General features: G+C 69.5%; 12 protein-coding genes. 2 read left to right on the plus strand and 10 right to left on the minus strand.

Annotated elements, in window-relative coordinates; all coding sequences use genetic code 11:
- From ftsZ to ftsW, 8 genes are all read right to left on the minus strand, one after another.
- On the minus strand, positions 1-1,529 hold a 1,529-nt coding region (gene ftsZ, locus ACT6XY_RS09295), incomplete at its 3' end, for a cell division protein FtsZ (RefSeq protein ID WP_444748054.1).
- Positions 1,530-1,650: 121 nt separating this feature from the next.
- The gene (ftsA, locus tag ACT6XY_RS09300) at positions 1,651-2,976 is read right to left on the minus strand and encodes a cell division protein FtsA (RefSeq protein ID WP_444748055.1); all 1,326 of its coding nucleotides are present in this window, start codon (positions 2,974-2,976) and stop codon (positions 1,651-1,653) included.
- Positions 2,973-3,962 (minus strand): cell division protein FtsQ/DivIB, encoded by a 990-nt coding sequence (locus ACT6XY_RS09305; protein WP_444748056.1) that lies wholly within the window; start codon positions 3,960-3,962, stop codon positions 2,973-2,975. The genes ftsA and ACT6XY_RS09305 overlap by 4 nt, the downstream gene beginning before the upstream one ends.
- A complete protein-coding gene (locus ACT6XY_RS09310) occupies positions 3,959-4,882 on the minus strand; it encodes a D-alanine--D-alanine ligase (protein ID WP_444748057.1) in 924 nt (307 codons plus the stop codon). The genes ACT6XY_RS09305 and ACT6XY_RS09310 overlap by 4 nt, the downstream gene beginning before the upstream one ends.
- Positions 4,883-4,896: 14 nt before the next feature.
- Complete coding sequence (murB, locus tag ACT6XY_RS09315; RefSeq protein ID WP_444748058.1) at positions 4,897-5,868, minus strand: UDP-N-acetylmuramate dehydrogenase; 972 nt, start codon at positions 5,866-5,868, stop codon at positions 4,897-4,899.
- Positions 5,820-7,229, minus strand: a complete 1,410-nt coding sequence (gene murC, locus ACT6XY_RS09320) for a UDP-N-acetylmuramate--L-alanine ligase (RefSeq protein WP_444748059.1) — start codon at positions 7,227-7,229, stop codon at positions 5,820-5,822. Before murC ends, murB begins: the two co-directional genes overlap by 49 nt.
- 77 nt (positions 7,230-7,306) lie before the next feature.
- Positions 7,307-8,407, minus strand: a complete 1,101-nt coding sequence (gene murG, locus ACT6XY_RS09325) for an undecaprenyldiphospho-muramoylpentapeptide beta-N-acetylglucosaminyltransferase (protein WP_444748060.1) — start codon at positions 8,405-8,407, stop codon at positions 7,307-7,309.
- A 1-nt stretch (position 8,408) separates the two neighbouring features.
- Complete coding sequence (gene ftsW / locus ACT6XY_RS09330) at positions 8,409-9,557, minus strand: putative lipid II flippase FtsW (RefSeq protein ID WP_444748061.1); 1,149 nt, start codon at positions 9,555-9,557, stop codon at positions 8,409-8,411.
- A 154-nt stretch (positions 9,558-9,711) separates the two neighbouring features.
- On the opposite strand from ftsW, the gene ACT6XY_RS09335 reads away from it, so the two are divergent.
- Entirely contained in the window at positions 9,712-9,945 is a 234-nt protein-coding gene (locus tag ACT6XY_RS09335; protein WP_444748062.1) for an AbrB/MazE/SpoVT family DNA-binding domain-containing protein, read from the plus strand.
- Positions 9,946-10,353: a type II toxin-antitoxin system VapC family toxin gene (locus tag ACT6XY_RS09340; RefSeq protein ID WP_444748063.1), complete on the plus strand. Its 408-nt coding sequence runs from the start codon at positions 9,946-9,948 to the stop codon at positions 10,351-10,353.
- Positions 10,354-10,357: 4 nt separating this feature from the next.
- On the opposite strand, the gene murD is transcribed toward ACT6XY_RS09340, so the two are convergent.
- Entirely contained in the window at positions 10,358-11,752 is a 1,395-nt protein-coding gene (gene murD / locus ACT6XY_RS09345) for a UDP-N-acetylmuramoyl-L-alanine--D-glutamate ligase (protein WP_444748064.1), read from the minus strand.
- A 1-nt stretch (position 11,753) separates the two neighbouring features.
- Positions 11,754-12,836: a phospho-N-acetylmuramoyl-pentapeptide-transferase gene (mraY, locus tag ACT6XY_RS09350; protein WP_444748065.1), complete on the minus strand. Its 1,083-nt coding sequence runs from the start codon at positions 12,834-12,836 to the stop codon at positions 11,754-11,756.
- Between the last annotated feature and the right edge of the window lie 20 nt (positions 12,837-12,856).

Raw genomic sequence — 12,856 nt, forward strand, 5'->3', positions numbered from 1 at the left:
GGCTGCAGCGGCGGGGCGGCGCGGGGCGCCGGGGCCGGAGCCTCGACGGTCTCCGCCTTGCGGGTGAAGCCGATCGACTGGAGCTTCTCCATCAGCGAGGTGCGCTTGCGCTCCACCGGGTTGTCCTCGGCCCGGGGGGCCGGGGCGGGCTCGGCGCGCAGCTGCTGGCGGACGATGGGCGGCAGCTCGTCCGTCGTGGGCATGCGGACCGGGCGCATCGGCTTCTCGGCGGCCGGCGGGATGAAGTCGCGGGCCGGGATCGGCTCGTCGCGCGGCGGCATCAGCGGCTGGTCGAGCTCGACCGGGGCCTCGCGGAAGAGGGCGGGCTTCGCGACGACGGGCTGCAGGACGACCTCGCTCTCGGTGACGACGGCGGCGGGGGCCGGCGCCTCGGCAGCGGGAAGGTCGTAGATCTGCGGCTCGGCCTCGACCGGTGCCTGGGCAACCGGCTGCGGCGCGGGGGCCGGCGCCGGGGCGGGCTGCTGGAGGTTGGCCATGCGCTGGGCGCTCTGGCGCAGCTTGGCGGTCATCTCGGCGATGGTCTGGGTGTTGGCGCCCTGGGCAGACAGATCGATGCCCGTGGCGACGACCGAGACGCGGATGGTGCCGTCGAGAGCGGTGTCGAAGGTGGCGCCGAGGATGATGTTGGCCTCGGGGTCCACTTCCTCGCGGATGCGGGTCGCAGCCTCGTCCACCTCGAACAGGGTGAGGTCGTTGCCACCGGTGATCGAGATGAGGAGGCCGCGGGCGCCCTTCATCGAGGTCTCGTCGAGGAGCGGGTTGGCGATGGCGGCCTCGGCGGCGGTGATGGCGCGGCGCTCGCCGGTGGCCTCGCCCGTGCCCATCATCGCCTTGCCCATGTCGCGCATGACGGCGCGGACGTCGGCGAAGTCGAGGTTGATCAGGCCTTCCTTGACCATCAGGTCGGTGATGCAGGCGACGCCCGAGTAGAGCACCTGGTCGGCCATGGCGAAGGCGTCGGTGAAGGTGGTCTTCTCGTTGGCCACCCGGAACAGGTTCTGGTTCGGGATGACGATGAGGGTGTCGACCGACTTCTGCAGCTCGATGATGCCGGCCTCGGCCGTCTTCATGCGGCGAACGCCCTCGAAGTGGAAGGGCTTGGTGACGACGCCGACGGTGAGGATGCCGAGCTCGCGGGCGATGCGGGCGATGACCGGGGCAGCGCCCGTGCCCGTGCCGCCACCCATGCCGGCGGTGATGAAGGCCATGTGCGAGCCGGAGAGCTGGTCACGGATCTCGTCGATGACCTCTTCCGCCGCGGCGGCGCCGACTTCCGGATGCGAACCGGCGCCGAGGCCGGACGTGACTGCGAGGCCCATCTGGATGATGCGCTCGGCCTTGGCCGAGGACAGGGCCTGGGCGTCGGTATTGGCGACGACGAAGTCACAGCCCTGAAGGCCGCCCTCGATCATGTTGTTGACGGCGTTTCCGCCAGCACCGCCGACGCCGAATACGGTGATCCGGGGCTTCAGTTCCCGAATGTCGGGCATCTTCAGGTTGATGGTCATCATGAGCCTCGTTCGAATCACTCACGCGACTGCCACGTCGCTTTTCTACTGTCGGTGCTTCACCGGCGGCAACCGGCTTCGCATGCTCGGGTCCGGGCCGCATTGACGCGACCGGAATGGTCTAGAAACTGTCCCTGATCCAGCGGCCGACGCGGGTGAAGTAGCCGTCCGTCCCGGTGGCGGCGAGGAAGCGCCGCTGCGGTTCGAAATGCTCGGCACCCGCGATCTGCGGATAGACGGTGAGCCCGACCGCGGCCGCGAAGGGCGGTCCCTTGGCGCTGTCGGGCAATCCGGTGATGCCGACCGGCCGGGCGACCCGGACCTGGCGGCCGAAGACCTGTGCGGCGAGATCGGCGAGGCCGGGGAGCTGCGCGCCGCCGCCGGTGAGGACGAGGCGGCGGCCGACTTCGGCGGCCGAGCCGGCGGCGACCAGGCGGTCGCGCACCATTTCGAGGATCTCGTCGACGCGCGGCCGGATGATGCGGATGATCTGCGCCCGCGAGACCGAATTGGGGATGTCGCGCTCGTCCTCGGAGATGGAGGGCACGTTGACGATGTCGCGCTCGTCGGACTTGGCGGCGAAGCAGGCGCCGTTGAGCACCTTGATCCGCTCGGCGTCGGAGAGGCGTGTCGACAGGCCGCGGGCGAGGTCCATGGTGACGTGGTGGGACCCCACGGCCACGGCGTCGGCATGGACGAAGTGGCCGCCGGCGAAGACCGAAAGGGTCGTGGTGCCGGCGCCCATGTCGAGGCAGACCGTGCCGAGCTCGGCCTCGTCGTCGGTGAGCACGGCGAGGCCGGCGGCGAAGGGGGCGGCGACGAGGGCCTCCACCGTCAGGTGGCAGCGCTCGATGCAGAGCATGAGGTTGCGGGCGGTGGCGGCGTCGCAGGTGACGACGTGCATGTCGACGCCGAGCGAGGAGCCGAGCATGCCGCGCGGGTCCTTGATGCCGCGGGTGTCGTCGAGGCGGAAGCCGATGGGCATGGAGTGCAGCACCGCCCTGCCCTGCCGCACCGAATGGTCGGAGGCGGCCTGCAGCACGCGGTGCAGGTCCTGCTCCTCGACGCGGGGCGAGGGGCAGGTGACGCGGGCCTCGTACTGCTCCGAGCCGATGCGGCCGGCGGAGACCGTGACGATGACGCGGTCGACCTGGACCTCGGCCATGCGCTCGGCGGCGTCCACCGCCTGACGGATCGCCGCCTCGGCCTTGGCCATGTCGGCGATGGCGCCGGCCTTCATGCCGCGGGCGCGGGTGTGGCCGATGCCGAGGATCTCCGCCTTGTGGGTGCGGTTGGGCAGGATGTCGGTGCCCTCGCGCGGACGCAGCCGCACGATCATGCAGACGATCTTGGAGGTGCCGATGTCGAGGACGCACATGATCGCCGAACGCTTCGGCGAGATCGGGCGCATCTTCGGGGTCAGGCCGTGGCGGAAGGGTGAGGTCATGTGCGCTGGCCCTGCTGGGCGCGACGGCGGGCACGCTCGCGGTCGCGCTCCTTGAGGGCCGCCTCGTGGGCCCGCATCGCGTCCTCCGACAGGCGGACGGTGACACGGCCTGGAATACGCATGTCGATCATGGTGACGTCGCGGGTCATCAGCCGGCGCTCCCCGTCGAGGCGGGCGAGGTCGACCATGGCTCGGTCGAGGTCGGTGTCGGGCAGGCGCACGTCGATTCCGTTCTTGAGCACGAGGGTCCAGCGGCGCTCGGCGACGAGCACGGCGGCGCGCACCACCTTGGCGACCTCCCGATGGTCGGCGAGAAGGCCGACGATCTCGCGGGCGCGCTCCTCGGCGCCCTTGCCCACGAGGAGCGGCAGGTGCTGGAAGCGGGCATCGAGGTGGTCGACGATGACGCGGCCGTCGGCGGCGATGACCTGGATGCGGCCGTCGCGCTGCCACAGCGCGAAGGGCTCGCGCTCGACGACCGAGATCATGATCTGGTCCGGATAGAGCTTCTGCACCGTGGCGTCGGCGATCCAGGAATTGGCCTTCAGGCGCTCGCGGGCCTGGTCGGCATCGAAGAACAGCACCGAGGTCTCGGGGTGGACGCCCGCCGCCTCGAGGACCTGGGCGTGGCTCATCTGGCTGTTGCCGGTGAGGCGGACGCCGCGCACCTGGAGGCCCGCGGCATTGGCGGCGCGGTCACCGACGGAGAGCAGCGCCTCGTTGACGACGGGCCAGTGGCCGCCGCGCTGGACGCCGTAGAGGCCGGTGGCGGCGAAGAGGGCGAGGGTGGCGAGGAGGCCGGTCCGGCGCGGCAGGCGGATGCTGGCGATGCGGCTCGACAGCCGGCGCAGGCGGAGGCCCGCGGCGCTCGGCCGGCTGTAGTCGTCGAACGCGGCCTCCCGGCGCGACGGGGCGGCGGAGGACCGCAGCCTGTCGCTGGCCTGGGCGAGCGCGTCCGCCCCGGCTCCGGCGAGCCTGGCGGTCAACGATCGAGAGACGCGTCCAATACCATCCATTCGACCAGCTCGGCGAACGAGACACCTTCGTGAGCGGCCATGTCGGGGACGAGCGAAGTCCCGGTCATCCCGGGCTGCGTGTTGACTTCGAGGCAGACGAGCTGCCCGGTTCCGCCGGGCGTATCGTCGTATCTGAAGTCCGCACGGCTGACCCCTTTACAGCCGAGCGCCTGATGCGCTGCGAGGGACAGTCTTTGAACCTCAGAGTAAATATTTGGTTTAAGCGGCGCCGGAATCAGGTGCTTGGACCCTCCCGGGGCATATTTCGCCTCGTAGTCGTAGAAGGTTCCGGCGAAGGTGATCTCGATGACGCCGAGGGCGCGGTCGCCCATTACCGCACAGGTCAGCTCCTTGCCCGCAATGAAGGGTTCGACCAGCACCGATTCGCCGAGGGTCCACTCGGTGGAGTGCAGTTCCTGCGGCGGGTGCTCGTGGTCCTTCGTGACGATGAAGACGCCGAGCGAGGAGCCGTCGGTGTTCGGCTTGATCACGTAGGGGCGCGGCAGCAGGTGCTCGCGCGCGGCCTCCCGGCGCGGCACGATGAAGCCGCCGGGGACCGGGACGCCCGCCGCCGCCATGACCTTCTTGGCCATGGCCTTGTCCATGCAGAGCGCCGAGGCCATGACGCCGGAATGGCTGTAGGGGATTTGCATGACCTCGAGGATGCCGGCGAGCGTGCCGTCCTCGCCGGGGCGACCGTGGGTGACGTTGAGCGCCACGTCCGGCTTCAGCTCGGCCAGCTTCAGCGCGATGTCGCGGCCGACGTCCACCCGCGTCACCCGGTAGCCGCGGCTCTCCAGCGCGTCGGCGCAGGCCGTGCCGGAGGCGAGCGAGACCTCGCGTTCGGCGGACCAGCCGCCATAGAGGACGGCGACGTGGGGTTTGGTCATGGTCAGTCCTTCCGTCAGGCCTGCGGCAGGCCCACGCGCTTGATTTCCCAATGCAATTCGACGCCGCTCGTCTCCCTCACCCGCCGGCGCACCTCCTCGCCGAGCGCCTCGATGTCGGCGGCGGTGGCGGTGCCGGTGTTGATGAGGAAGTTGCAGTGCATCTCGGACACCTGCGCGCCGCCGAGCCGGAGGCCGCGGCAGCCGGCGGCGTCGACCAGTTTCCAGGCGGAATGGCCGGGCGGGTTCTTGAAGGTGGAGCCGCCGGTCTTCTCGCGGATGGGCTGCACCGTCTCGCGATGGTGCTGCACGGCCTCCATCCGCTCGCGGATGATCGCGGCGTCGGTCGGCACGCCCTCGAAGATGGCACCGGTGAAGATCACAGGGCGGCCGACGTCGGACTTGCGGTAGGCGAAATTCATGGCGGCGTTGGAGAGGATCAGCGTCTCGCCCTCGCGGGTGAGGGCGCGGGCCTCCACCAGCACGTCCTTGGTCTCGCCGCCGTTGGCGCCGGCATTCATGGTCAGCGCGCCGCCGATGGTGCCGGGAATGCCATAGTAGAACTCGAGCCCGCCGAGGCCGGCGGCGGCGGCCGCCTCCGCCACGCGCTTGTCCGGGGCCACGGCGCCGGCGCTGATACGCGTGCCCTCCACCGTCACCTCGCCGAAGCCGCGCGGGCGAAGGCGCACGACGATGCCTTCGACGCCACCGTCACGGACGATGAGGTTGGAGCCGACGCCCACCGGCATGACCGGCATGTCGGCGGGAAGCCGGGAGAGCAGATAGGCGAGGTCGGCCTCGTCCTCCGGCGTGAAGAGCACCTGCGCCGGCCCGCCGACGCGGAACCAGGTCAGCGGCGCCATCGGCTCGTTGGCGGCCAGGCGCCCGCGCAGGTCCGGCGCGAGGCTGCGGATCAGCGGCGTGATGTCGTCGAACACGGTCACTCCCGCGCCAGGGCCTCGAGCTCGCCCGGCAGGGCGTAGGCCCATTGCGTGATGTTGCCGGCGCCGAGGCAGATGACGTAGTCGCCGGGCTTGGCCACGCCCGCCACCAGGCTGGCGAGGCGCGCCGGGCTCTCCAGCGCCACCACCGACTTGTGGCCGCGCGTCTTGAGGCCCGAGACGAGGTCGTCACGCGAGGCGCCCGGGATCGGCTGCTCGCCGGCGGCATAGACCTCGGCGACGATGACGTGGTCGGCGTCGTTGAAGCAGGTGCAGAACTCGTTGAACAGCGAGGCGAGCCGCGTGTAGCGGTGCGGCTGGACGATGGCGATGACTTGGCTGTCGGTGGAGGCGCGCGCCGCCTTCAGCACCGCGGCGATCTCCACGGGGTGGTGGCCGTAGTCGTCGAAGATGGTGGCGCCGTTCCACGCGCCGGTGCGGGTGAAGCGCCGCTTGACGCCGCCGAAGCCGGCGAGGGCCTTGCGGATCTGCGGGCCCGCCATGCCGAGCTCGCGCGCGACCGCGATGGCGGCGGTGGCGTTGAGGGCGTTGTGGCGGCCGGGCATGGGCAGGACGAGGTCGTCGATCTCCTCGAGAAGGGCGCCGGCCCGGTCGCGGAACTGGATCTTGAAACGGCACTGGCCGCCGGTGAGGTCGACGTCCATGAGGCGCACGTCGGCCTGCGGGTTCTCGCCATAGGTGACGACCCGACGGTCGGCGATGGCGCCGACCATGTCCTGCACCACCGGATGGTCGATGCACATGACGCCGAAGCCGTAGAAGGGCAGGTTCTCGATGAAGGAGCGGAAGGCGGTCTTCACCGCGTCGAAAGTGCCGTAATGGTCGAGATGCTCGGGGTCGATGTTGGTGACGATGGCGACATCAGCCGGCAGCTTGAGGAAGGAGCCGTCACTCTCGTCCGCCTCGACCACCATCCAGTTGCCGGCGCCAAGGCGGGCATTGGTCCCGAGGGCATTGATGATGCCGCCATTGACGATGGTCGGATCGAAGCCGCCGGCGTCGAGCAGGGTCGAGACCATCGAGGTCGTGGTCGTCTTGCCATGGGTGCCGGCGATGGCGACGCAGGACTTCAGCCGCATCAGCTCGGCCAGCATCTCGGCGCGGCGCACCACAGGAATGCGCCGCTCGCGGGCGGCGACGAGTTCGGGATTGTCCTTTCGGATGGCGGTGGAGACCACGACCACCTCGGCCCCGCCGAGGTTCTCGGCGGCATGGCCGATGGAGACGGTGGCGCCCCGGTCCTTCAGCCGCTTGATCGTGTAGCCCTCGGCGGCGTCCGACCCCTGCACCTTGTAGCCGAGGTTGAGCAGCACCTCGGCGATGCCGGACATGCCGATGCCGCCGATGCCGATGAAATGGATGGGTCCGATGTCGCGGGGCAGTTTCATGAGGCGTCTTCTTGCGGATTCGGAGGGTGCGGTCAGAAGCTGGAGAATGATGGCTGCATCAAGTCAGTGCGAGGCCATCATCCGATCCCCGCGGTCTTCATCACCAGGTCGGCGAGGCGGTCGGCGGCATCGGCATGGCCCTGGGCGCGGGCGGCGGCGGCGGCAGTGGCCAGAGGCGTCGGATCGGCGAGGAGCCGGGCGAGTTCGCCGGCGAGCCAGGCTGGGGTGAAGTCCGCCTGCTTGACGACCGTCGCCGCTCCCGCTGCGGCCAGCGTCGCGGCATTCATCAGCTGGTCCTGGTCGAGGGCGTGCGGCAACGGCACCAGAATGGACGGCCGGCCGATGACGGAGAGTTCGGCCACGGTCGAGGCGCCGGAGCGGGCAACGACCAGATGGGCGCGCGCCAGGCGGTCCGGCAGGTCGACGAAGAAGGGTGCGACCTCGGCCGCGACACCGAGCCGGGCATAGGCAGCCTCGACCGACGCCTTGTCCTCGGTGCGGGCCTGCTGGACGAGGTGAAGGCGGGAGCGCAGCGCCGCGTCCACCTGCTCGAGCGCCGCGGGCAGGATTTCGCTCATCACCCGCGCGCCCTGGCTGCCGCCGAAGACGCAGAGCCGGAACGGTCCGTCCGCCACCGGCGCGTCATAGGGCGTCGCCGCCGCCGCGATGACCATCGGGCGGACGGGATTGCCGGTGAAGGTCGCCTTGGCCGCGAGCGCGGGATCGCCGTCGAGCACGCCCGGGAAGGACGTGGCGATGGCCGTCACGCGGCCAGAGAGCTGGCGGTTGGCGCGGCCCATCACGGCGTTCTGGTCATGGATCAGGCTCGGCACGCCGAGCTGGGTCGCCGCGAACATCGGTGGCAGCGTGGGATAGCCGCCGAAGCCGATCACGGCGGCGGGCTTGAGCACCCGGATGATCTTGCGGGCGTGCAGATAGCCGCTGCCGAGCGCGAAGACCGTCTTGGCCAGCGCCAGCGGGTTCTTCGAGCCGATGGTGGCGGAGGAGACGATGTGGGTGGCGCGGGCGGGGAAGGCCCGGCCGTACTTCTCGGCACGCTCGTCGGTGACGAGATCGACGAGGCAGCCGCGGGCGGCGAGCGCCACCGACAGGGCTTCCGCCGGGAAGAGGTGGCCGCCGGTGCCGCCGGCGCAGACGAGGATGAGCGGCTGCGCCATGTCAGGCCCTGCTCGCCTGGTAGTGGCTGAGTTCGGCGAGCGTCTCGGCACGGGGGCGCCGCCGCGTCAGGGCGATGAGCATGCCCATGCCGAAGGCGAGCGCGATGAGCGAGGAGCCGCCATAGGAGACGAAGGGCAGCGTCATGCCCTTCGGCGGGATGAGGTGCAGGTTGACCATCAGGTTGATGCAGCTCTGCAGGCCGAAGAGCATGGCGAGGCCCGCGACCGCAAAGCGGCAGAACGGATCCTCGTCCTTCAGCGCGTGGTTCAGCGAGCGCAGCACCACGAAGGCGAAGAGGGCGATGATGACGAGGCAGAGGATCGCGCCGAACTCCTCGGCCGCGACGGCGAAGATGAAGTCGGTGTGGCTATCGGGGATGATCCGCTTCACCGTGCCCTCGCCCGGGCCCTTGCCGAACCAGCCGCCCTGCTGGAAGGCGTCGATGGCGACGTCGACCTGGAAGGTGTCGGAGGTGCCCGGCTCCATGAACTTGTCGATGCGCCGGCGCACGTGCGGGAAGGTGAAATAGGCGGCGGCGATGCCGGCAGCGCCCACCCCCGCGAGGCCGAAGACCCAGAGCCAGCGCATCCCCGCCATGAAGAACAGCGCCGCCCAGACGGCGATGATGAGCGAGGTCTGGCCGACGTCGGGCTGGAGGACGAGCGGCGTGACGGTGGCGCCGAGCAGCAGCATGGCGAGGAGGTTGGCCGGCATCTCCGGCCGCTTGGCGCTCTCGGCGAAGAGCCAGGCGGCGAGCACCACGAAGGCAGGCTTCAGGAACTCGGAGGGCTGCAGGCCGATGCCGGCGAAGTTGAGCCAGCGCCGGGCGCCCTTGATCTCGGCGCCGATGAACAGCGTCGCCACCACGAGCACCAGCGCGCCGAGGAAGGCGACGAAGGCGAGGCGGCGGATCCAGTAGGGCGACAGGAAGGAGGTGGCGATCAGAACGGCGGTCGCCGGGACGAGGAAGAAGACCTGCCGGTTGACGAAATGGAACGTATCGAGGCCGATGCGATGGGCGACGGCGGGGGAAGCCGCCAGCGAGAGGACGATACCGGCCAGCATCAGCCCGAACAGGGCCGAGAGCAGGAGACGGTCGACGGTCCACCACCATTCGCCGAAGGCCGTGCGTTCAGCCCTGGAGATCATGCCCCGTCCCCGTTTCCTGTGACGCCGTCCGCGCAACGGCTTTCAGGAAATCTAAAGGGCGTCGCTCAACGCTTCGTTAACTGCGCAGGCGGGCCGTCGGCGATTGCCGGGTTGGGGGCGATGGCCTAGATTTGACGAAGAACAGGGGTGCTCCATGCGTGTCACAGCCAAGGGGCAGGTCACCATTCCTGCCGACATTCGCGAGAAGGCGGGGCTTCTGCCCGATACCGAAGTCACGTTCCAGGTTGAAGGTTCGACTGTTCGGATCGTGCCGGTCCACACCGACGCGATCCTGGGACGGGGCGCACGACTGATCGCGCATCTGCGAGGACGTGGCGACGTCGAAATGACGACCGACGAAATCATGGCTCTCACACGCGGGGAGTGAATGAGCGCGATCCTGGTCGACAGCAATATCCTTCTGGACGTTTTGACGACGGACGCACGCTGGTCTTTCTGGTCAGCGCAGATGCTGGAGCAGGCAACCGACCACTATCGGCTGGTCATCAACCCCATCATCTTTGCCGAGGTCTCCCAAAGGTTCAGCCGAAGGGCCGACGCCGACGCAGCTTTGCCTCCGTCGGTGCTTCACCGTGAAGCCTTGCCTTATGACGCGGCTTTTCTGGCAGGCAAGTCCTTCCTCGCCTATCGTCGGCGCGGCGGCCAGAAGACCTCGCCGCTCCCGGACTTCTTCATCGGCGCCCATGCCACCGTGGCGGGCTACCGGCTCCTGACCCGGGATGTCCGGCGCTACCGGACCTATTTCCCGGACCTGGCGCTGATCGCGCCGGACTGACCGCTCACACCTTCGCCACACCCGGCATGGCGAGCACCAGATCGCGGAAGGCCGTGCCGCGCACCTCGAAATTCGGGAACTGGTCGTAGCTGGCGCAGGCTGGCGAGAGCAGCACGACGGGATCCGCGGCGCCGTCGGCCGCGGCATCGGCCGCCGCCAGGGCCACGGCCCGGTCGAGGGTTCCGGCGATCACATGGGGATGGTCGCCGAGGGTTGCGGCAAAGTCGGCCGCCGACTTGCCGATCAGGTAGGACTTGCGGATGCGCGGGAAGAAGCGGGCAAGCGGGGCGATGCCGCCCTCCTTCGGGGTGCCGCCGGCGATCCAGTAGACGTCGGAGAAGGCGGCGAGGGCCTTCTCGGCGGAATCGGCATTGGTCGCCTTGGAATCGTTGACGAAGAGCACCCGGCCGATGCGCCCTACCTGTTCCATGCGGTGGGCGAGGCCGGGGAAGGTCAGCATGGCCCGGACGATGGCCTCGTGGGACAGACCGAGCGCCTCGCAGGCGGCATAGGCGGCCATGGCGTTCTGGGCATTGTGGGTGCCGCGCAGGGCCCCCGCGGCGGCGATGGAAAAGCGGCGGACCACGGCGCCGGCCTGCATGCGCAGGATGTCTCCCCCCTCGAGGCAGAGCCCGTCGGCGACGGGATTGCGGATGGAAATACGCACGGTGCGGTGCCCGGCCCGCTCGGCGCGGTCGGCCATGGTCTGGCTGTGGCGGTCGTCGATGCCGACGATCGCCGTGCCTCCCGGCTGAACGCCGGCGACGAGGCGCTCCTTGACGGCGGCATAGAGGTCGATCGTGCCGTGGCGGTCGAGATGGTCGGGCGTGACGTTGAGGCAGATGCCGACGAGAGGATCGATCGACGGCGTCAGGTCGATCTGGAAGGAGGAGCACTCCACCACGTGGCTGCGCCCGGCGGCGGGGGGCGCCAGCGACAGGACGGCGGTGCCGATATTGCCACCCATCTGCGGATCGCGGCCGGTCTCGGCGAGGATGTGGGTGATCAGCGCCGTGGTGGTCGACTTGCCGTTGGTGCCGGTGATGGCGACGAAGGGCGAGCGGGGCGCGGTGGCGCGGCGCTCGCGGCAGAAGAGTTCAATGTCGCCGAGCACCTCGACGCCGTTGACGCGGGCGAGGCCGACGCTCCAGTGCGGCGCCGGAAGGGTGAGCGGCACGCCGGGGGCAAGAACCAGGGCGGCGATGCCCGACCAGTCGATATGGCGGAGGTCGGCAGTCTCGTGGCCGGCGGCCTCGGCCCTGGCCAGGGAGGCGGGGCTGTCGTCCCAGGCGATGACGCGGGCGCCGCCGGCCGCCAGCGCCGCGCAGGTGGCGAGACCCGACCCGCCGAGCCCGAAGACGGCGACGGAGGCGCCCTTGAAGGTGGTGACGGGGATCATGTCACCGCAGCTTCAGCGTCGACAGGCCGGCGAGAGCCAGGACGAAGGCGATGATCCAGAAGCGGACGACCACCTGCGGCTCCGACCAGCCCTTCTTCTCGAAGTGATGGTGGATCGGCGCCATGCGGAAGACGCGCTTGCCGGTGAGCTTGAAGGAGACGACCTGGACGATGACCGACACGGCTTCGAGTACGAACAGGCCGCCCACCACCAGCAGCACGATCTCGTGCTTCACCGCCACGGCGATGGTGCCGATGAGGCCGCCGAGGGCGAGCGAACCGGTATCGCCCATGAAGATGTGGGCGGGAGGCGCGTTGAACCACAGGAAGCCGAGGCCGGCGCCGATCAGCGCGCCGATGATGACGATGATCTCGCCGGTGCCGGGCACATGGGTGATCTGCAGGTAGTTGGCGAAGAAGGCGTTGCCGGACAGGTACGCGATGACGCCGAAGGTGCCGGCGGCGATCATCACCGGCACGATGGCGAGGCCGTCGAGCCCGTCGGTGAGGTTCACAGCGTTGCCGGAGCCGACGATGACGAAGGCCCCGAACAGGATCATCAGGTAGCCGATGTTGATCGACAGGTCCTTGATGAAGGGGAAGAAGATCGAGGTGTTGAGCGGCTCGCGGGTGACCGACATGACGGCGGTGACGGCGAGGCCGGCGATGAGGAACTCCAGCGCCAGACGGGCCTTGCTGGAAAAGCCCGCATGGGTCTGTTTCGTCACCTTGAGATAGTCGTCGTAGAATCCGATGGCGCCGAAGCCGAGCAGGACGAAGAGCAGGATCCAGACATAGGGGCTGCGCAGGTTCGCCCAGAGCAGGGTCGCGACCAGAAGGCCGGAGAGGATCATCAGCCCGCCCATGGTGGGCGTCCCCTTCTTGGCGAGGTGCGTCTCGGGGCCGTCGGCGCGGATCGGCTGGCCCTTGCCCTGCTTCAGGCGCAGGAGCTGGATCAGCCCGGGTCCGAACAGGAAGACGAAGATCAGCGCCGTGAAGATGGCGCCGCCGGTGCGGAAGGTGATGTAGCGGAAGATGTTGAGCGGCGAGAAGACGCCGGAGAATTCGGCAAGGAAGGCGAACATCGTTGTCGTCGTCTTTCGTC

The organism is Phreatobacter sp. (assembly GCF_052440005.1).
GTDB lineage: Bacteria > Pseudomonadota > Alphaproteobacteria > Rhizobiales > Phreatobacteraceae > Phreatobacter.

Bases quoted from the DNA above. Each gene is read 5' to 3' on its own strand.
- ftsA (WP_444748055.1), bottom strand. From the start codon at position 2,976: ATGACCTCACCCTTCCGCCACGGCCTGACCCCGAAGATGCGCCCGATC.
- ACT6XY_RS09310 (WP_444748057.1), bottom strand. From the start codon at position 4,882: ATGACCAAACCCCACGTCGCCGTCCTCTATGGCGGCTGGTCCGCCGAA.
- murB (WP_444748058.1), bottom strand. From the start codon at position 5,868: ATGGGCCTACGCCCTGCCGGGCGAGCTCGAGGCCCTGGCGCGGGAGTG.
- murC (WP_444748059.1), bottom strand. From the start codon at position 7,229: ATGAAACTGCCCCGCGACATCGGACCCATCCATTTCATCGGCATCGGC.
- murG (WP_444748060.1), bottom strand. From the start codon at position 8,407: ATGGCGCAGCCGCTCATCCTCGTCTGCGCCGGCGGCACCGGCGGCCAC.
- ftsW (WP_444748061.1), bottom strand. From the start codon at position 9,557: ATGATCTCCAGGGCTGAACGCACGGCCTTCGGCGAATGGTGGTGGACC.
- ACT6XY_RS09335 (WP_444748062.1), top strand. From the start codon at position 9,712: ATGCGTGTCACAGCCAAGGGGCAGGTCACCATTCCTGCCGACATTCGC.
- ACT6XY_RS09340 (WP_444748063.1), top strand. From the start codon at position 9,946: ATGAGCGCGATCCTGGTCGACAGCAATATCCTTCTGGACGTTTTGACG.
- murD (WP_444748064.1), bottom strand. From the start codon at position 11,752: ATGATCCCCGTCACCACCTTCAAGGGCGCCTCCGTCGCCGTCTTCGGG.
- mraY (WP_444748065.1), bottom strand. From the start codon at position 12,836: ATGTTCGCCTTCCTTGCCGAATTCTCCGGCGTCTTCTCGCCGCTCAAC.